This window comes from Alloacidobacterium sp. (assembly GCF_035631355.1).
GTDB lineage: Bacteria > Acidobacteriota > Terriglobia > Terriglobales > Acidobacteriaceae > Alloacidobacterium.
Genome location: NZ_DASQIX010000062.1, coordinates 1 through 20,036, shown reverse-complemented (window position 1 = coordinate 20,036; position 20,036 = coordinate 1). Strand labels below are relative to the sequence as shown.

13 protein-coding genes and 3 pseudogenes are annotated in these 20,036 nt (G+C 55.8%); 4 read left to right on the top strand and 12 right to left on the bottom strand.

Going from position 1 to position 20,036, the window contains the following annotated elements; translation table 11 throughout:
* Window positions 1-2: 2 nt before the first annotated feature.
* A pseudogene (locus VEV40_RS20725) lies at window positions 3-155 on the bottom strand (hypothetical protein); the annotation flags it as partial.
* A 109-nt stretch (window positions 156-264) separates the two neighbouring features.
* Between VEV40_RS20725 and VEV40_RS11455 the strand changes: the two are divergent.
* Window positions 265-1,599 carry an FAD-binding oxidoreductase gene (locus tag VEV40_RS11455; RefSeq protein WP_324832455.1) on the top strand — a complete coding sequence of 445 codons (1,335 nt, stop codon included), beginning with the start codon at window positions 265-267 and terminating at the stop codon, window positions 1,597-1,599.
* A gap of 4 nt (window positions 1,600-1,603) precedes the next feature.
* On the opposite strand, the pseudogene VEV40_RS11450 reads toward VEV40_RS11455, so the two are convergent.
* Window positions 1,604-2,438: pseudogene (locus VEV40_RS11450) on the bottom strand (DDE-type integrase/transposase/recombinase).
* Between the two features lie 81 nt (window positions 2,439-2,519).
* On the opposite strand from VEV40_RS11450, the gene VEV40_RS11445 reads away from it, so the two are divergent.
* Window positions 2,520-3,542, top strand: a complete 1,023-nt coding sequence (locus VEV40_RS11445; protein ID WP_324832454.1) for a P63C domain-containing protein — start codon at window positions 2,520-2,522, stop codon at window positions 3,540-3,542.
* Between the two features lie 576 nt (window positions 3,543-4,118).
* Window positions 4,119-7,586: a two-component regulator propeller domain-containing protein gene (locus VEV40_RS11440; RefSeq protein ID WP_324832453.1), complete on the top strand. Its 3,468-nt coding sequence runs from the start codon at window positions 4,119-4,121 to the stop codon at window positions 7,584-7,586.
* Between the two features lie 349 nt (window positions 7,587-7,935).
* On the opposite strand, the gene VEV40_RS11435 is transcribed toward VEV40_RS11440, so the two are convergent.
* A complete protein-coding gene (locus tag VEV40_RS11435; protein ID WP_324832451.1) occupies window positions 7,936-9,198 on the bottom strand; it encodes a hypothetical protein in 1,263 nt (420 codons plus the stop codon).
* 234 nt (window positions 9,199-9,432) lie between these two features.
* Between VEV40_RS11435 and VEV40_RS11430 the strand changes: the two genes are divergently transcribed.
* The gene (locus tag VEV40_RS11430) at window positions 9,433-10,311 is read left to right on the top strand and encodes a c-type heme family protein (protein ID WP_324832450.1); all 879 of its coding nucleotides are present in this window, start codon (window positions 9,433-9,435) and stop codon (window positions 10,309-10,311) included.
* Between the two features lie 40 nt (window positions 10,312-10,351).
* On the opposite strand, the gene VEV40_RS11425 is transcribed toward VEV40_RS11430, so the two are convergent.
* From VEV40_RS11425 to VEV40_RS11385, 9 genes and pseudogenes are all read right to left on the bottom strand, one after another.
* On the bottom strand, window positions 10,352-11,071 hold the full coding sequence (locus VEV40_RS11425; protein ID WP_324832503.1) for a toll/interleukin-1 receptor domain-containing protein: 720 nt from the start codon (window positions 11,069-11,071) through the stop codon (window positions 10,352-10,354).
* A 245-nt stretch (window positions 11,072-11,316) separates the two neighbouring features.
* A complete protein-coding gene (locus VEV40_RS11420) occupies window positions 11,317-13,962 on the bottom strand; it encodes an ABC transporter permease (protein WP_324832449.1) in 2,646 nt (881 codons plus the stop codon).
* 151 nt (window positions 13,963-14,113) lie between these two features.
* Complete coding sequence (locus tag VEV40_RS11415) at window positions 14,114-15,043, bottom strand: proline dehydrogenase family protein (RefSeq protein WP_324832447.1); 930 nt, start codon at window positions 15,041-15,043, stop codon at window positions 14,114-14,116.
* A gap of 759 nt (window positions 15,044-15,802) precedes the next feature.
* Window positions 15,803-16,618 carry a dolichyl-phosphate beta-glucosyltransferase gene (locus VEV40_RS11410; protein WP_324832445.1) on the bottom strand — a complete coding sequence of 272 codons (816 nt, stop codon included), beginning with the start codon at window positions 16,616-16,618 and terminating at the stop codon, window positions 15,803-15,805.
* 160 nt (window positions 16,619-16,778) lie between these two features.
* The gene (locus VEV40_RS11405) at window positions 16,779-17,156 is read right to left on the bottom strand and encodes a type II toxin-antitoxin system VapC family toxin (RefSeq protein ID WP_324832444.1); all 378 of its coding nucleotides are present in this window, start codon (window positions 17,154-17,156) and stop codon (window positions 16,779-16,781) included.
* The gene (locus VEV40_RS11400; RefSeq protein ID WP_324832443.1) at window positions 17,153-17,404 is read right to left on the bottom strand and encodes a hypothetical protein; all 252 of its coding nucleotides are present in this window, start codon (window positions 17,402-17,404) and stop codon (window positions 17,153-17,155) included. Before VEV40_RS11400 ends, VEV40_RS11405 begins: the two co-directional genes overlap by 4 nt.
* A gap of 712 nt (window positions 17,405-18,116) precedes the next feature.
* Window positions 18,117-18,425 (bottom strand): MoaD/ThiS family protein, encoded by a 309-nt coding sequence (locus VEV40_RS11395; protein WP_324832442.1) that lies wholly within the window; start codon window positions 18,423-18,425, stop codon window positions 18,117-18,119.
* Entirely contained in the window at window positions 18,422-19,600 is a 1,179-nt protein-coding gene (locus VEV40_RS11390; RefSeq protein ID WP_324832440.1) for an exo-alpha-sialidase, read from the bottom strand. Before VEV40_RS11390 ends, VEV40_RS11395 begins: the two co-directional genes overlap by 4 nt.
* 226 nt (window positions 19,601-19,826) lie before the next feature.
* Window positions 19,827-20,036, bottom strand: a pseudogene (locus VEV40_RS11385) (hypothetical protein); the annotation flags it as partial.

Below are 20,036 nucleotides of genomic sequence, written 5' to 3'. Positions count from 1 at the left end.
ACCTTGAGTCCTTTGGTATGACTGCTCACGCTGGGGAATTGCTGATCGGTCCGCAAGAGTGAGCGCGTCTGATTGTCGTAGACGACCGCCGACCAAAAATCTTTGGCGGAATCGCTGACAACCGGCGAGTCCTTCCGCGACTGCTTCGTATCCATTGGATCGATCCATTTGGTTTAGTTCGGAAAGTGATCGACACTCGCCGGCAAAATACCTCATGTCAATCACTGGAGCCCGTGATACCATTCGCCGCACCCGGAGAACGACATGAATATTGAATCACTTAAATCCAATTTCCGAGGACAGATTCTTACACCAGGTTCGCCCGAGTACGACGCGTCCCGCATCATCTGGAACGCGATGATCGATCGCAAACCTGCCGCCATTGCGCGCTGCACCGGACCGGCAGACGTTAGGGCAGCCGTTCAATTCTCCGCCGATCAGAACATCTACCCCGCGATTCGCGGTGGAGGGCACAACGCTGCCGGTCTTGCCATGCTGGATGACGGCCTGATCATTGATGTCTCCACAATGAAAGGCATCTTCGTCGATCCCACAAACCGCACCGCAACCGCCCAGACTGGCCTCACATGGTGTGAGTTTGATCGCGAGACCGCGCTATACGGCCTCGCCACTACGGGCGGACTCATTTCAACCACCGGTATCGCCGGTCTCACACTTGGAGGCGGCGTTGGATGGCTGATGGGGCAATGCGGCCTGGTCTGCGACAACACCCTCTCCTACGACATCGTCCTGGCTAGCGGCGAGTTTGTCCGCGCAAACGCAGACGAGCATCCCGACCTCTTCTGGGCCCTCAAGGGCGGCGGCGGAAACTTCGGCGTTGTCACCTCCATCACCTATCGCATGTACCCAATCACCACTGTTATCTCAGGCATGGTTCTGCATCCCCTGGCCCACGCCCGCGACGTGCTCAGGTTCTACCGCGACTTCGTCATGTCTGGTTTGCCGGATGAACTCATCGTTTATGCCGGGGCCCTCTGCACGCCCGACGGAAATCCCGTCGTCGCTCTCATTCCCGCGTGGTGTGGAGACCTTGCCGAGGGAGAGCGTGTTCTCGAGCCGCTTCGGAAATTCGGCTCGCCAATCGCCGATCTCGTCGCCGCGATGCCCTACACTGCCATGCAGCAAATGATCGACGGAGTAGCTCCATTTGGTCTCCGCAGCTATTGGAAAAGCCGCTTCCTCAGCGAGCTTCCGGATGACGCGATAGACACATTCGTGCGATACGCCGAAACCAGCACCTCGCCGCGCTCGCTCGCAATTCTCGAAAATGGCCACGGAGCCGTGTCTCGCGTTGCAGTCGATGCAACTCCTTTTTCATCCCGGACTGCCGCTTTTGACCTCGTCCTGATCAGCATCTGGAGCGATCCCAATGAGGACAAGCGCCACATCGACTGGACGCGTGAGTTCCACTCTGCCATGCAGCCCTGGTCAGCAGGCTCGGTGTATGTCAACGCTCTCGATCAGGATGACGCCGCTCGCGTTCCCGAAGCATATGGCGCCAATTACGCCAGGCTTTCCGCCGTCAAAGCGACCTACGATCCGGAAAATCGCTTCCGCCGCAACAACAATATTCGGTAGTGTCTCAGTTTGAATTTCTGTCCAGCAACGAGACCAATTCTTCAAGGCTCCAAACGTGGTCAGTCAAACCCGCTTCCATTGCTGGCGTTACTCTCAAAGTCTTGTGAATGCGGCAAAATCGTAGTGCATGAAGTGAAGCGCAACCGCATGGCCGCGGTTCTCTACCTTCTTAGAAAAAGCGTTTGTGAGTCGGGTAAACCGCCTCATGCTCATCCGCATGGTTAAGTTCTGGCGTTCTACATAAGACGTGCTGACGTGCGCCGGATCGGGATTGCCGTTGACGGTCTTCATATCGCAGCCGATGCAGGTTGCCGGGCTATAGCGACGCTGTTCCTCATCTGAAGGAGCGCCGTAAATCTTATGGATTTGCGCGTAATCCACTTCTGAGCCAAATGCAGTTTCTATCGCGTCGGGATAGGATTTCAGGCTATCTGTCGTGATTTGTGGACGGCCAATAATTCGCTCCGCACAGTCCTGCATGAACTCATACGCGCTGCCCTTATCTCGCATTGCAATGAGGTATGAGATGCACAGCTTAGTGTCCGCATCAATCGCCGTCCATGTCCAAACGTCACCCCACCCCTGCTGTTTCTGCTCAGGAGTGGCTGTCTTCTTTTTGGCTCCAACGAATGCCCAAATCTCATCGCATTGAAGACGGCGGACGCGCAGCCCGCGCACGTTGCGATGATGGAAAGCGGCACAAACACAGCCATATCCACCAATAACTTCATGACTGTGTTGATAGCTACGCCAGTCATCCGAGCTGTCGCTCTGAGAGAATTTCCTTCTACGAGTGCCGAAACTATCTGAATCCGCTTCGCCATACCCAAGCAATTCATCCGATTTCCTTATGCAAGCATCTTGACAATACATGCTTGCATGTTAATAATGCAAGCATTATTTCAATAAAAGGAGCAAGCATGAAACTGGGGGCTTCAAGCAAGGCTAAGGGCGGAATAGCAAGAGCGGAATCTCTTACTCCCGAAAAGCGGGCCGAAATCGCTAAGAAAGCTGCGCTAGCACGATGGAGCGAGAAGCCATTGCCAAAAGCCACGCATTCAGGATTCTTAGACATTGGCGGCGTAAAAATTCCCGTGTTCGTATTGGAGGATGGTACGCGCCTAATCAGTCAACGTGGAATGCAGACCACGATAGGCATGTCCACATCAGGCGGGTCGAGCGGTGCGCACAGAACGGCTCGAATTATCGAGAAGATTGAGGATAAACTCTCTGTTTCTAAAGACTTATCCTTGCGCATGACAGAGCCGATTGTTTTTATGCCACCTACCGGAGGTCTTAGCGCATACGGCTATGAGGCTACGACCTTGATAGATGCGTGCCAGATCATCCTCCAAGCAAACGACAAGGAATTGCTTCTCGCGAGTCAGGCCAAATATGCGACGGCAGCAGAAATCGTCATCCGCTCTTTTGCAAAAGTCGGGATCATTGCGGTCATTGACGAAGTGACGGGATACCAAGGGATTCGTCCACAGGATGCTCTACAAGTCTATTTGCAAAAACTGATTCGCAAGGAATTGGCTGCTTGGGTAAAGCGGTTTCCTGATGAGTTTTATGAGAACATCTACAAGCTTAAGGGCTGGCGCTGGCCTGGTATGCAGAAAAACAGATACAGCGTTGTGGCGCACTATACTCGCGATCTTGTCTACGAACGCATTGCCCCGGGCCTGCTTGAAGAATTGGAAAAGAAAAGCCCTCCGGATGAAAAGGGGCATAGACCCAATAAATTTCATCAATGGCTATCGGAAGATGTTGGAAATCCGATGCTGGCACAACATTTGTATTCGCTGATGATGTTCCAAAGGTTAGCAATCAATAGCGGATTCGGCTGGAATAGGTATGTGAAGCTGGTAGATCGGGTCTTACCAAAACGCGGGAACACCCTAGAACTGCCATTCCCAGACGAAGAACTTTCGGAAAGCTAAAGTTATCTATCCGTGGCTTCTCGTACAATCCGCGCAGCCGCCTGGTTGAAATCCTCGCGTCTGCGCGCGGGTGCCGCTTTTGGTTGCTTCTTTGAGGGCTTCTTCACTTCGCGCTTACCTTTGTCTTTGTTCCCCATGCGCTCAGTCTAACGCTTTGCTCCGAGCTGTGAAAATTCAAACTGAGACACTACCCAATATTCAGCCACAATCTCGATCCGCAGTCTGAAGTTGCAGATGCTCAAGTGGTGATTCATCGAGTTGACGATTTCAGCGTAATCAGGGCGCAGCTGCAGGTAGGTATTTGTTGCAATGAATACTTATTTGCTCCAGTGGTTCCCACAATGGGAATGTGCAGTTAAGAGGCCGAAACCTCCCCGCGAGCCGTCGTCCCAAGGCGGTTCCGGGCGAAATTGCCCAGCTGCTGTTCCAGAAAAATTTCGATAAAGGGAGAGTAAACGCCACCAGAACTTGCGGATTGGCTTCATCTTTTATGGAATAGGAGATGCAAGCGCCCGATCGGCGATTTTTAGAGAACAGCTTCGGAGGGGAGGTTCGCGTTTGCGGAACACCAGGTAGATGACGAAATCCATTCTCCACGGCTTCGAGATCCTATCGGCCTTGCTGATATTGCTGAATCCTGGCTGGCTGCACGCCGAACAGGTCGATCGTACGATCGGTCAGTTCGTACACACGAGCTGGTCGGCAAAGGACGGCGCCCCGGGTAATGTTTATGCTCTAGCGCAGACACCCGACGGATTTCTGTGGCTCGGAACGATGCAGGGCCTCTACAGGTTTGATGGCATCACTTTCGAACGGTATGAGCCGCAATCCGGACCGGCATTTCCTTCCTCCTTCGTCACCTCGCTGCTGGCGCTCCCAAATGGAGACCTGTGGATCGGCTTTCGCGATAAGGGTGTGAGCCGGCTACGAGGTTCGAGGAACACCAACTACACGAATTCGGACGGATTGCCTTCGGGAAGAGTGGCGAAGCTGGTGCAGGACCGGGACGGAACGATCTGGGCCGGAACCGAGGGAGGTCTGGCTCGTTTCGACCATAATCGATGGCAACAAGTCGGAAACGATTGGGGTTATCCAAGCGGCAGGGCAGCGGCCCTTTTCGTTGATCGTCGTGGGACTCTCTGGGTTGCTTCGGAGAGAGCGGTGCTCTTTTTGCCACGCGGATCCAGAAAGTTTCAAACGACCGGAATCAAGATAGGGCAAACGTACCAGATCGTTGACTCACCCGGTGACACATTATGGATGGCGGAAACGACGAGGTCGGTTCGTCCTATCCTGCTCCCTGCAAACAGCCATAGTGTTGAGCCCGAGATTCAGGTGGGATCGGTCGGGATCCTCTTCGATGATGACGGCAGTTTATGGATCACCACCATCGGCGACGGAATGCGGCGTGTTCCTTATCCGGACCGCCTCAACGGTCAAAAGATTGGCGAGTTTAGCGATGCCCTCGAGAGCTTCACCACCAAGGATGGACTGACCAGTGATTATGCAACATGCATTCTGAAAGATCGGGAAGGCAGCATTTGGGTGGGTACATCAGCCGGGCTCGACCGGTTCCGCAGGGGTGCTCTGGTTCCGATCCCGCTGCCGGCGAAGTTCGCTCTGAAGGCATTGGTCGCTGGAAACGGCGGCGACATCTGGGTGGGCTCTGTAAGCGCCGCGCTCGGCCGAATTGAGGGAAATTCGTGGAAGGGCGTTTTATGGCATACGACCATCCTGTCTGGTTTGCGAGATGCGCATGGCACGCTTTGGCTTTTGGATAGTGCCAGGGGGGCCGGCGGCTTCACTGTTTTCCGCGTATTACGGCTTGAACAGGGAAAACTAACCACGTTTGCGAGGACTTCAGCCAGTATTCACGATCCCTGGCTCGGCACGGTACTGGCCGCAGATCGCCTGGGAACGCTCTGGGTAGGAAATGGACCGCGTAGTCTTTTCTTTTTGAAGAATGGACAATGGGAGCGGTTTGAGACGCCGCCGGCGGTGGCTGGAAAACGGGCGCGGGCTACATTCACCGATGCGAATGGCCGCATTTGGTTCGGCTTTACCGACAGCACCGTCCTGGTGATAGACGGCACGAAGGTTCGGACCTTCTCGGCGAAAGATGGTTTAGACGTCGGGTCTGTCATGGCAATCACAGGCCATGAAGGTCATATCTGGATTGGTGGAGAGAGCGGATTGGCTGTTTGGGAAGGAGACCGCTTTCGCGCCGCGATTCCAGCGGACAATGACGCATTCCACGGCGTCTCAGGAATTCAGGAGGACGCTGCAGGCGACCTCTTTCTGAGTGAACAACGAGGTGTGGTGTTTATTCCTGAAACTACGGTTTCAAAATTCCTCAAAGATCCTTCCGTCCGAGTTCAGTACAAGGTTTTCGACGAACACGATGGGCTAACCGGAGCAGTTCAACAGACACCACCGTACCCAACCGCGGTCCAGGGAACGGATGGGCGTATCTGGTTTTCAACCTCTGCCGGTGTGGACTGGATCAATCCTGCCCACATGCCAAAAAATCTTCTTCCGCCGCCCGTCGTCATTCGCTCGATCACAGCGAACGAGGTTCGCTACACGTCGTCGGCGGGGTTGAAACTGCCTCCCCGCACACGAGACCTGACGATCGATTACACAGCTCTGAGCCTGGCGTTTCCGGAGCGCGTCCGATTTCGATACAAGCTGGAAGGTTCGGATGCGCAATGGGTGGACGCCGGGGTCCGTCGCCAAGCGTTCTACACGAACCTTTCGCCAGGGCATTATGTGTTTCGTGTGATGGCGAGCAACAACGATGGAGTCTGGAATGACGAGGGCGCGCATTTAGACTTCAACATCGCGCCCGCCTGGTACCAGACGATTTGGTTCCGAGGGCTTTACATTCTGACTTTCATCATGCTGCTCTGGGCCGTTTATCAAATACGTGTTCACCAGTTGCAGGAGCAAGAGAAGAAGTTCCGCGACGCAGTAGAAACCATGCCGGCTCTGGCATTCGTTGCCGACCTCAACGGTAACCGCACTTTTACGAACAGGGGTTGGCTCGAATACACAGGATTGAGCCGGGAAGAAGCGTCAGCGTCAGGATGGGAGAAGACCATTCACCCTGATGATCTCAACCGCGTCAACGAGGGATGGCGCGCGGCGCAGACTGCGGGTCAACCGTTGGCTTATGAGGCGCGAGTTCGGCGCGGCTGCGATGGGATTTATCGCTGGTTTGAGACGCGGGCGCAGCCTCTGCGCGATGCGCGAGGCAAGATTGTGAAGTGGTGCGCTGTGGCGACTGATATAGAGGATCGTAAGCGCGCCGAGCGGCTACAGGCAGATCTGGCTCACGTAAACCGAGTGAGCACGATGGGCGAACTGACCGCCTCGCTCGCACACGAAATCAAACAGCCAATTGGAGCCGCAGTTACTAACGCTGAAGCGTGCGCGCGATTGCTTGATCGGGATCAGCCCGATGTTTTGGATGCGCGAGAAGCTGCATTGGAAATGGCAAGGGACGCCAGACGTGCAGCTGATATCATCGACCACGTCCGCTCGCTGTACCGGAAGGGCTCCTCACGGATGGAAACAGTTGATGTAAGCCAGGTCATCAGTGAGATGTTGGTGATTCTGCACAACGAGGCGATTAGCCGTTCCGTAACGATCCATATCGATGTTGCCGACGGGCTCCCTGGAGTTATGGCAGATCGTGTGCAAATGCAGCAGGTGCTCATGAACCTTATGCTCAACGGCATTCAGGCGATGGAGACAGGCGGAGTTCTTACGATCAAGGCGCAACTTGATCAGGACCACAGAGTACTGATCTCAGTCAGTGATACAGGTATTGGATTGTCCCCCGACAAAACAGAACAGATTTTCGATGCATTCTTTACTACTAAGCAGGAAGGCAGCGGCATGGGACTGGCTATCAGCAAGTCCATTGTCGAGTCACACGGCGGCCGGATATGGGCCAACGGCGAAGTCGGACGCGGCGCGACGTTCTATTTCACCCTGCCGGCTGCATCCACGGCAATAAAGCCTCCTGTGGATGCAGCATGATTCGACATTGCGGAAAGTGTGGTACACGGACCAAGTCGGCGTCATTAGACACATAATCGCTGAAGCGCTCATCGAGAAATGGTGATGGCATTTGGCAGTTAATTGGCTGGCGCATATACCACTGTCTGGTTCAAGACTTGCGGTGCTATAACGGTGCGACACTCCATTCTGCCAATTTGTTTTTGCTATAGCGACAGGATGGCGCCGTGATGAAGCTTTTGACGAAGTTCAATTTGATTGTTCCCAAAATGGGAATTTTGTGGTCAAGAAGCTATAGCGGAATTGAGGCTAGCGCTCCCACAATTGGCTCTTAGTTGAGCGCATTGGTCTGTTATCGACAGCCTCGGAATCAGTGGCCATATGCCGTGACGATGGCTTCCGGAACAGGAGAAGTATGGCCATCGAACAGAGGCTGCTTTTCGCCGAGAAGTGTCATGTCGAGAAACGCTCGAATGAATTGCGTGATGAGATCGAGGTTGTGCAGCACGATTGGCGTTTCGGGAAATCCATCCTGGCCGTGGAAAAGAAGTGGCCAATCGCTGAAGCTCGGGTGAGCGATCCCAGGTGAGTGCAACACGACATCGTACGAACCCGGGCGCAGTTCTTGAAGCTGCTGTTCCTTGACTTTCTTGTATTCCGCAATCTGATCGGGTGTGCCGCCCATGTTGTTGTCCGGATGGTAAGCCTCAAGGAACAGGAGCGGTTGGCGCATGGTTCGATCGTCGTCGTAGATCGGAAGAGCGGCGAAGGGGACCATGCCCCCGTCGAGGTCGACACAGGCATGAATGCGCGAGTCCTGCTGGCAGGCGCGAGCGGCAAACTCCGCTCCAGCCGAGTGTCCCATGGCGGCAATCCGCTTCAGGTCTATAGCGCCGGCCAGCGCGAATTGCTGCTTGTCGCGATTGAGCTGCGTCATGCGGTCGATGACGAAGCGAACGTCGGCTGCGCCCTCGCTGATCCCGATCGAAACTTGTTTCATCATCCACTTCATGCGCTCGGATTGGGAGAGTCCGGCAGGCGGCGAATCGTTGCGCTGAGTAACGACTCTGCCGTCTGGAAACCAGACCGCCTTCGCCGTATACGTGTGGTCAATGCCGGCTACGACATATCCGTGACTCACCAGGTCTTCGATCAGCACTGTGTATTCGAATCCCATGCCGCCGAGCCCGTGAGAGAACGTGACTACCGGAAACGGCGCGCCACTGCTGGCGATCGGCGCATTGTCGATCGCATGCGACGAAATCTGTCCAGAAACAACCGGAGCCCAGATATTGCCAAATTCGACGCTCATGAGTTTATGGACTTCTGGCTGAGCATCCATCTGCGCCGCGCCTGGGAGGTACTGTCCTTTGGCCCCGGCGGATTTTGAGGTCGGATACCAGAAATAGATCATCAGGTCGCGCTGCCGCTTTGGGTCGTATTTGTCAGGCCGCGACGTATCAATCCAGTGAAACCCAATCCTGCCGATGCCGAAGGGCCCGGATGGCGATGGGATTTGGGGCAGGGCCGCGGATGCCGTCCCGCTACTGGATGCGCTCGGTTGTTGAGCAAAGGCGACAGGAGCGCCGAACAAGCAGACGAGCAGAATAGTGACAAAAAAGCGAGAATTCATCGGCATACTGATTACACCTGAAGTGGCGGGTTCAAGCGCGACGAATACGACTTTCGATGATTGTCGACAAATCGAGGTTGTACTCAATGAGAAAAGATGAGCGTACTGAAAGCCTTGATTCGTTGCGCGTGTGTATAGAAAGCGCTGTCTGGTTCAAGACTTGCGGTGCTATAACGGTGCGACACTCCAATCTGCCAATTTGCTTTTGCTATAGCGACAGGGGAAGGCGCATCGATGAAGCTTTTGACGAAGTTCAATTTGATTCTGCTGGTTATATTTGCGGCGTTCGGGTTTTTGATTTCGCAGTTGGCGCACAGCTTCCTCGTCGACAATGCGCGGCGCGAGGTTCTGGAGCAGGCGCAGTTGATGATGGCCAGTGCGGAGTCCGTTCGCAACTATACGGCCAACGATCTTTCGCCGCTGCTGCAGCAGAATCCGCGGCACCGGGTGCGCTTCCTGGCTGAGACGGTTCCGGCGCACGGAGCAACGGCTACGTTCAACAATCTGCGCAAAGACTACCCGGACTACACCTATAAGGAGGCCACGCTCAATCCCACCAATCTGGAAGACCGCGCGACAGACTGGGAGGCGGACATTATCCGCGATCTGCGCGATAATCCTGGGTTGAAGGAGAAAACAGGCGACCGCGAGACTCCCGACGGCAGGTCGCTTTATATTGCCCATCCGTTGGTGGTGACGAAGCCGTGCCTGGAGTGCCACAGCGAGCCAAAGGTGGCTCCCCCGGCGATGCTTGCCGTATACGGATCGGCGAACGGATTTGGATGGAAGCTGGGCGAGGTGATTGGCGCGCAGATTGTTTCCGTCCCCATGTCGCTGCCAGTGACGATTGCGAACCGCGCGTATCATCGGCTGCTGCTGTTTCTGATTGTAATGATGGTGGCGGCGATTCTGGCGCTGGATGCGGGCGTGTACTATTTCGTGATTCGTCCGCTGAAGATCGTTTCGGACACCGCGGACCGCGCGAGTCGCGGGGAAAAAGATGTGCCTCCGATCTCAATCAAGGGCAAAGATGAGATCGGCACGGTGGCTGCGTCATTTAACCGGATGCAGGTGAGCCTGGTGAAGGCCTTGAAGATGATTGAGGAGTTGTAGAAGCAGGTCCTTCGCTCAGGATGACAGCACTTTTTTTAATTCAAAAACGGCACGATTTGAGGAAGCGGGCGCGTTCGGGTTCGGCTTCGATCTCCTCTGCGACTTTTATGCACAGGTCTTCAATGGAGGAGCAGCGCTTTGCGGCTTGTTTCACGATGACGGACGAGATGGGGCCGATGTACGTTGCGAGCTCTTTGCTGATGCGCTCGATAGTCTGCGGTTCGAATTGCGTGGACGTGACAGCTGCAGCCGCAGAAGAGCGCGTTGCAGTCTCGGGTGCATCGACGGGGGGACATGCTTCGTCGGCGGACTGTGGATCCATGTAGGGGTGCAGCGCGCGGACCAGCAACTGCACGTCGGATTTCCAGCGCGCGTGGGTCAGCTCGACAGCATTTCTGTAGTGCAGCTCTTTGAGGTCGTCGGGAAGCTGGTCTTCGGTGGGCATCTTTGCGCCGCGCACCAGCACGGGAACGACGGGGATGTCGCGGCGCAGCGCCGACGCCAGCTCCATGCGGACAAAATCGTTCACGTTGTCGAGGCGGCGCTGTCCCTGCGCGTCTCTTGTGTCAAGCCAGTCACGGCCAATCATGGCGAGCAGAACGCTGCAACTGGCCACGCTCTGGTCGATGGCCTTGCGGAAATCGCGTCCGGGCTCGATGGCAGCCACATCCATGAATACGGAGTTGTGGCTGAAGTGGGATGTGAGATCGTCGAAGAGGCGTCCAGCCTCGCCTTCTGAATCGTTTCTCCGGTAGTTGATGAAGATCGAGCGCAGAGCAGAACCTCAACAGAAAATGCAAGTTTCAAATGTTACGAGAACTTTAATCGAGTGTACTCCGGCGATTTGTGGGGGTTCAATCGCGGGTTCGTACCTGAACCATTCGCGGCGCTCTGTAAGTTCTCGTTCTCCCACCCTTCGCTTTGCGAAGGATGGGGCACCCATGCATGGCTCGTCCCGCGGTCTGGAGTCGTTCCCAGCAGGCACCCGCAAATTAAAGGTGAATGCTATTCGGCGCGGAGCGCTTCTACCGGGTTGACAGATGCTGCGCGTCGGGCTGGAATATAGCTCGCAAACAGTGCTGATAGTCCCAGCATGACTGCGACGGCGGCCAGCGTGGGCACGTCCCAGGAGTGGACGCCGAAGAGAAGCTTGCCCATCAGAGTGGTGACGGCCAGCGAGCCGGCCAGCCCAGCGGCGATGCCGAGGGCGATGAGCCAGGTGGCTTCCTTCAAAATGAGCTGGTAGACAGAGCTGCGCTGCGCGCCGAGGGCCATACGCACTCCGATTTCGCGTGTGCGCTGGCTTACCGAGTAAGCGATGACACCGTAGAGTCCGATTACGCTGAGCACCAGCGCGAGAGCGGCGAATCCGCCAACGAGCCATGCGGAGGAGCGGTGCAGGTACGCGGTCTGGGAGTCGCTGATCTGCTGTTCCATGGTGGTTTCATTGCGGACGCCGATGTTGGGATCAATCTCATGGATAACTTTGACGAGGGCAGGGAGGATGGCTTTCGGGTCCTGCGCGGTGCGGACGACGATGGTGAAGTCGTCATCGGTGGTCTGCGTAAAGGGGTAATAGACGGCATAGCGGATCTCCTCGTCCAGGCCACCTTCGCGGATGTCGTCAACCACGCCGACGATCTGGCGCATGGATTTTGGCGCTAGATCGGTGTCGCCGATCATTTTGCCGATGGGGTCTTCGCCGGGGAAGAATTGCGTTGCCAGCGTCTGGTTGATGATGATGACGGGAGTTGATTTCGCGTCGTCGGCTTCTGTGAAGAAGCGCCCGCGAATCAGTTTTGCCTGAATGGTCTTGAAGTAGTCGGTGCTGACAGAACGCTCGGGCGCATCGTTATGCTCTCCGTGATAGGGTTTGCCGAGGATGCGGAACCAGGTTGTGTTACAGTTGCACTCCACCGGGGTCATGCTGGCATGGCTGGCGGAGATGACTCCGGGCATGGCGGCGATGCGGTCGAGCACATGTTTTGAGAGCGCAATGGACTGTTCGGGTTTCGCATAGCTTGCGTCGGGCGCGGCAATATGAAGCATGGCAAGATGATTGGGATTGAAGTTGAGATCGACGTGGAGCAGACGATAGAAGCTCTTGCCTAGCAGTCCCGCGCCGGCGAGAAGAACCACGGCAATGGCCAACTCCAAAGCTACAAGATTCGAGCCGAGGCGCTTCCAGGTTGTACCAGCGGCGCTGCGCCCGCCTTCGGCAAGGTCTTCGCGCAGGTTCGATGCAGAAAGCCTGAGCGCGGGAGTGATGGAGAAGACAACGGCTGCGAAGAGCGCAAGAATGCCTGCGAAGGCGAGCACGCGCGGATTAAGTCCGAGGCCTTGCAGATAGGGCGCTCCTGCTAGCATGTCTTCGGGGATCAGCTTAAGAAGCAGACCGATGACTCCGTAGGCGGCTGCCAGGCCAGTGACCATGGAGGCAATTACAAGCACGAGCCCTTCAGTGATGAACTGACGCACCAGCCGCGCAGGCGACGCTCCAAGCGCGCCGCGAACAGCCATTTCGCGCTTGCGGTTCTCGGCGCGGACAAGGAGCAGGCTGGAGACGTTGACGCAGGCGATAAGCAGCAGCAGACCTGCGCCGCCCAACAGGACAAACAGTATGGGCCGGATGTCGCCGACAATGGCTTCGCTCAACGTCATGACCAGCGCGCCCTGGCCAAGGTTGGAGTCGGGGTATTGCTTTTCAAGCTGCGCGGCGATGGACTTCATGTCGGCAAGCGCAGTCTGAACGGAGACGCCATCTTTCAGGCGAGCAATGCCAAACAGACTGTGGCAACTGCGGCGCTTTTCGCAGTTGTTCGGGTCGTGCAGTGTGGTCCAGAACTCTGCCGCGCCGCGGGGCGCGAAGTGGAAGTCGCGCGGAAGCACGCCGATTACGATGTAGGCGGTGTCATCAAGGGTTACCGTCTGGCCGATGATGTCCTGCCTGCCGCCGAAGCGCTTCTGCCATACGCCGTATGTCAGCACGACTGTGCGTGGTGCGCTGGGAGTGTCGTCGGCTTGATTGAAGACGCGTCCAAGCGCGGGACTGACGCCGAGCGTGTGAAAGAAATTGCCGCCTACGCGTACGGCTGGAACCGGCAGCACTCCGGCAGGGCTCCTCCAGAGATAGTTCTCCCAGCCCCACGCATCGAATGAACTGAAGACGGTGTTGTCCTTTTTCCAGTCGAGATAGTCCTGATAGGAAAGGTTGCAGCGCGGGCAGAACTTGGCGGTTTCGTATACTCCGACCAGCCGAGCCGGATCCTGGTAGGGAAGGGGCTTGATGAGGGCTGCGTCCACAAAGGAGAAGATGGCAACACTCGCTGCGATACCCAAAGTCAAAACGAGAATGGCGACGATGGCAAAGCCGGGATTTTTGCGCAACTGCCGGAGAGCGAAGCGGAAGTCCTGCCAGACGCTCTCGACGCGAAAGCCGACAACTTCGTGAGATTTTTGCTTGACCACCAGCTCGTTGCCGAAGTGCTTTGTAGCGGCGTGCCGGGCCTCTTTGAGAGCGATGCCTTCTGTTTGCAGATCACACTCTGCCTGTTCGCGGTGGAAGGCCATTTCCTCGTCCAGTTCGCGGTTGAATTTATCTTGGCTGAACAGAATGCGGAGCTTGCGAAGGAAGAGCGTGATGGATCGCATGGCTGGTCCTGCCTGTTTGTCGAATACCGGACTGTTCCGGAAGCAAGTTTCCCGAAATCTACGAGCTTGTTCGTATATATAGATTATCTATGGATAGGGTGTCAACGGCGAATTCATTGTGTGAGCTTCCGCTTGGAACGGGCACCTCAGTCTACTGCTTCAGCAGATTTCTGGCGATGAACAGCGCATTCGCAGGGCGTTCAGCGAGGCGGCGCATGAAGTAGGGATACCATTCCGTACCGAAGGGGACGTAGATGCGCATATTGAAGCCTTCGCGAACGAGCGACTTCTGCAGGTCGCGGCGGATGCCGTAGAGCATCTGGAACTCGAAGCTTTTTGGGTCAATGTTGCGATCACGTACGAATTTCTTCGTGGCAGCGATCATGTGCTCATCATGAGTGGCGATACCGTGATAGATGCCGCTGGTGAGAAGCTGCTGCGCCAGCTTGACAAAGTTCGCATCTACGTCTTTCTTCTCGGGAAAGGCGAGGTTTGCCGCTTCCTTGTAAGCGCCTTTGCATAAACGGATGCGGATGCCGTCATTGGTAAGTGTGCGGATATCTTCCTCACTGCGGTACAGATAAGCCTGGATGACAATGCCGACGTGGCCACGATTGCCGGGGATAGCGTGGAGGCCGCGGACCATATCTATGGTTGCCTGGGTGTACTCGCTGCCTTCCATATCGACGCGGACGAAAGTGTTTGCGCCAACGCCGTGTTGCACCAACCCTGCTACAATTTCCTGAGCAAGGCCCGGGTCGAGGTCCATACCCATCTGGGTAAGCTTGATGCTGACATTGGCGTTCATATCTGGGCGTGTCTGGATAGCATCGAGAAGCCGGTGATATATGTCAGCGGAACGACGGGCCTCTTCCGGAGTGGTGACGTTTTCGCCCAGGCTGTCGAGGGTGGAGGCTATGTCCGATTTGTGGAGTTCTTCGGCTGCATGGATCACCTCGTCGAGGGTCATTCCGGCGACGAAGCGCGAGGACATGCGGTGACCCAGCGATGACCGTTCGGAGAATTTTCTTAGAGTGACGTTGCGGGAAAGGGCGATAAAAGCGGAGCGTAGAATAGGCATATCGATCTTGAAAATGGCCGAACTTTTCATTTTCGCACAGCGTGACGGAAACACCAGAAGTAGAAATTCATTCCCGCAATTTGCCAAAAGGTCGGTAGGTTTTTCCGGAAATGATGAAAATTCTATGTAAGGTTTACAGGCTTGGCTAACGAACGCATTGTGAGTCGCATCAGAGTGAATAGGGTCATAGGGTAAAGGGCTGAAGAGGGATTTCCCTCCCAGTAATCGCGGAAAACACAGCTTATGGCAGCACTTGGGCGGGTGGATCGTTCCAGGCGCGGAGGAGACATCATTATGGTGAATAATTGCGCGAATCCTCAATGTGCCAAACCCCTGCATTACTTACGGGAGGGGCGTGTCTTTGTGTTCGAGGTGCGGGAGCGGACTATGAACGGGAGTGGCAAAGTTCAGGGGCACCACCTGGAGCACTACTGGTTGTGCGGCGCCTGCTCTTTGAAATTCCGCGTGGAACATGAAAAGGGCGGAGCGGGCATCCATCTGGTTCCCAGAGAGCCGGTGCGAAAGCCAGTGCTTCCGGTTCGTCCCGAAAAGACGGACAAACCTTCCATTGTAGTAATCGCTTCCTAAGGATTGTAATGATGGGTAAGATGAAACGCCTCCAAATGGAGGCGTTTCGCTGTATTACGGTTTACTGCACCGTCACTCCGGAAGTGGCAAACTCCCTTGAATCGTAAATTTTTCAGTTACGACAGGCGCTCCTGTGCCGGGCTGGCTTCCCCAATTTAATTTGATTATTGATTACGACAGAGGGGTGCGTGTAGCGGGGGTTGCAGGTTCCAAATCTTTTACAGGCTTGCTGTACGCGCCGATCAATGCGTTCCAGCGGACATAAACCAGTTCTTCAAGCATTTTCAGGCCATCTTTGAGGTAGCTGATGCGGGAGCGCTCGTCGTGCCCCCATGTGACGGGAACTTCTCGAATGGAAAAGCCGCGCTTGATAGCGATGAAGAGAATTTCCGGATCGAAGCCCCAGCGCTCGATGCGCTGCAACTGAAAGACAGTCTGGGCGGCTTGGCGCGTGAACGCCTTAAATCCGCACTGCGTGTCGGCGAAGGGCAGGGCCATGATCATCCGGGTAACAAGATTGAAGCAGCGCCCGAAGAATCGACGATAGAAGGGCTGGCGCAGCGTCTGGCGCTTAACTTCAAGCCACCGCGACCCGATGGCGATGTCGGCACCTTCGCGTATGGCTGCGAAGAGCAGATCAGCCTCTTCCATCGGCGATGATAGGTCCGCGTCAGTGAACATAACGATCTCGCCCGCGGTCTGCAACATGCCATTGCGGACGCTGTATCCCTTACCGCGATTGCCGGGATTCTGGATAAGGCGGACGACAGGGTCTTTGGCGGCAAACCCTTCAACGATGGCAGCCGTCGAGTCGCTGGATCCATCATTGACAACCAGCACTTCGGCATTCCAGCTGCGCGCGTGGACGCACGCAAGTACCTGTTCGAGAGTCGGCCCTATGCGGGCGCTTTCATTGTAGGCAGGAATAACAATGCTGTACTCGGGGTTCACGCTCGGGTCGCTGTCCTTATAGCGGCGCTCGTTCAATCATACGCTGTTCAGGGAGATGCGCCGCTTGCCGCAGCCTGCGCGCAATAGTGAATAGATGCGTCATCATCGCGGCTAGATCGTTCGCTTCTGCCAGTTTGGGGGGACAGAACTCGGCCATGATTTGTGAACACACATCGAAGAACTTTCACCCATTGAATTACCATTCAAGCCTTCTGATTCCTCTCACAGCATCGAAGTGACGGTCGCGGCTGAGAAGAGGAACTGAGTGCTGGCGGCACAAGGCGGCAATCCAAATATCGTTCGATGGAATGAGCGTTCCAGCCTTCTTCAGTTCCGTGCGAATGGCGCTGTAGCAGAAAGTGGTCTGTTCATCAATATCAAGAACGCGAAATTTTGGCAGGTATTCATGCAGCCACTCTTCATAGAGTTTTCGGTAACGCGATTGCGAGATTCCGTGCCGGTACTCGCCTAACACAATCACTGGAATGGCGGCTTGTGTCGCCTTGCGAAGGAGGGACTCCAGCGCCGGTTCACCTTCTGCCAGAGCGGAGAGTCCATTCGTGTCCAGGATCACAGCCGGTCCTCAGCCTCGATCTGCTCGAACTCTTCCTCAATCACTTTGCTGATTTTGGCAGTTTCTTTCCGCAGGTGGCGGAGTTTCCCGAAAGCCGCCATCCAGGGTTTCTCTGTAGACGCAGCATCGACGGTAAGCTTGTCCTTCACGGCTTCCGTGACATATTCCCGAAGCGGAATGCCACGGACAGCCGCCGCCGATTTTGCGCGGCGAAAAATCGTGTCAGGAATCTCCAGCGTGGTCTTCATACTTTCATGCTCCCATATTTATGGGAGCATGGTCAATAATCGGGAATCGTCCCACTCAAGCCAAAAGAAGGCTTGAATGGGGCACCCGGCGAGAGGGAACGATGAGATATGGGCCACCTCGCCAGTTAACCATGCCTTAACAATTGTTCCAGGGTGTTCCGGAAGTGCTTGAGAGACTTGTTCTGCTTGATATAGAAATTGGGTGCCATGCGCTGCATCATTTCGCATGCGAGCGATGGACTCCAAGAGTATCCTTTGGGCCAACATCCAAACCTATAGCTTTTGCGCGGGTTTTAAGACTCTCTTCGAGTGCTGCCCCCATCAACACCGCTGCTGCCCGAAGATACCTTTTGTTTATCAAATACTCAGCTTCGTCAAGTAGACCGAAAAGACTGCCGCCGATACTGAGAGGTGATACTCAACTGCCAAACCCAAGGAGTATTCAACCCTAGCGGACTTCAGCACGCCCAGCGCCCCGCCAATATGCACATCCCTTGACGGGCTTGACATTACACAGCGTTCGAATTCTTTAACAAATCGATTACATATCGATTACTTATCGAGAAGATTCAAACAACTGGTTATCCACTGTGTGAGCCGGATTGGTCCTGGACCCTTCCCTTGCCAGCGGCGATGAACTCTTCACTGGCGCTCACCCTCGCCAATAAGATCATCGAGCCGTTGCTGAATCAATTGATTACCACTCAACCTGCTAGCCACCCGCAATCGCCCCAATAATCAGAAACGGTTCTTTCCCCGCTGCCACAGAATCCGGCAGCGGCGCATCCGGCGGTTCGTGCGACAAATCCTCTTCGCAGGCGAAAAACCGGAGAAAGGGCCGGCGCTGTAGGGTGTCGTGTTCGCGGATGGTTCCCTTGAGCGTGGGGTAATGGGCCTCGAGCGCGTCGAGGATGGAGCGCTGTGTGACCGGGCCTTCAACCTCGATCACGACCTCGCTCCTCTCGATGTGCGCCAGCGTCCGCAGGTGCTGCGGCAGTGATACACGGACCTGTGACGTCATGACAGGGTCTGCACCTCGATGGAGAGTACAGCCGGAAGATCGCGCACGATAGGCTTCCAGGTGTCTCCTGAATCGGTGGAGGCGTAGACCTGTCCACCTGTGGTTCCGAAGTAAATGCCGCAGTCGTCGAGCTTATCGACGGCCATGGCGTCCCGCAGGATGTTGACGTAACAGTTCGCCTGCGGCAGGCCGTTGGTCAGCGCCTCCCATTCGTTGCCTCCGGTGCGGCTGCGAAAGACCTGCAGCTTGCCGTCGAGCGGATAGTGCTCGGCGTCGCTCTTGATGGGCACAACATAGATGGTCTCCGGTTCATGCGAATGTATGTCGATGACGAAGCCGAAGTCTGTCGGCAGGTTGCCGCTGATCCTTTGCCAGTTGTCTCCGGCGTCATCGCTGCGCATCACATGCCAGTGCTTCTGCATGAATAGCGTTCCGGGCTTCGACGGGTTCATCGCAATGTGGTGGACGCAGTGACCGACCTCGGCTTCCTGCTTCGGCAGGTAGGGCGACACCAGTCCCTTATTGATCGGCTTCCATGTCTTGCCGCCGTCATCGGTGCGGAATGCGCCCGCTGCGGAGATAGCGATGTAGATGCGGTCCGGATCGCTGGGATCGAGGATGATGGTGTGCAGACACATGCCGCCCGCGCCCGGCTGCCATTTCGGGCCGGTGCCGTGGCCGCGCAGTCCGGAGAGTTCCTGCCAGGAGTGCGCGCCGTCTGTCGAACGAAAAATGGCCGCATCTTCTATGCCAGCATAGACGGTTTCCGCGTCAGTCAGTGATGGCTCCAGGTGCCACACGCGTTTGAATTCCCACGGATGCTGCGTGCCATCGTAAAACTGGTGCGTGGTCAGCGGCGCGCCCGTTTCCGGCGAGGTGTCATAGACAAAGCGATTGCTTTCGCCCATGGGCCAGCCTTGTGGCGATTTCTGGATGCCGCCGCCAGGAGCGTACCATGTCTTGCCACCGTCATCGGAACACTGCAGCACCTGTCCGGACCAGCTGCTGGTCTGCGAGGCATAGAGACGTTCGGGGTTCACCGGCGACCCCTTCATGTGATAGACCTCCCAGCCTGCGAAATGGGGGCCACTGACCTCCCAGTTCTCGCGCTTGCCGTCTGCAGTAAGAATAAAAGCGCCTTTTTTTGTGCCCACTAACACACGTGCTTTGCTCATGAATCTCTCCTTAAAAAATTTATGCTCCGGTTCTAGAAAGTCCTGGAAAATCTTTCCTCGGCGGCTAAAGCCGCGCTGCTCTCATACGGTTACAACACCCTTCGACTTGCTCAAAGCAGGCTCTTGAAGCCGTGCACCTTCAAAACATTCTCCTATTTCTGACGCTCTTGCCTATATCTGAAAACAATTCCCTTTCAGCAGATGTAAAGGCCGTCTTTCGAGACATCTAATCTTCTATGGCGAGGGCCGCGGATGTCCAGAAATCGCGGCATACATTCGGCGGATCGGCGGATGTCCAGGCGCGCTGGGTCAGCAGGATGGTTGTCAGGCCGTCGCGCGGGGTTGCGTTCCATGCGGTGCCAAGCCCGCCATTCCAGCCGAAGGTGCCTACGTCGCCGGCGATCTCAGTGCGTTTGGTGACAATAGAGAGGCAGAA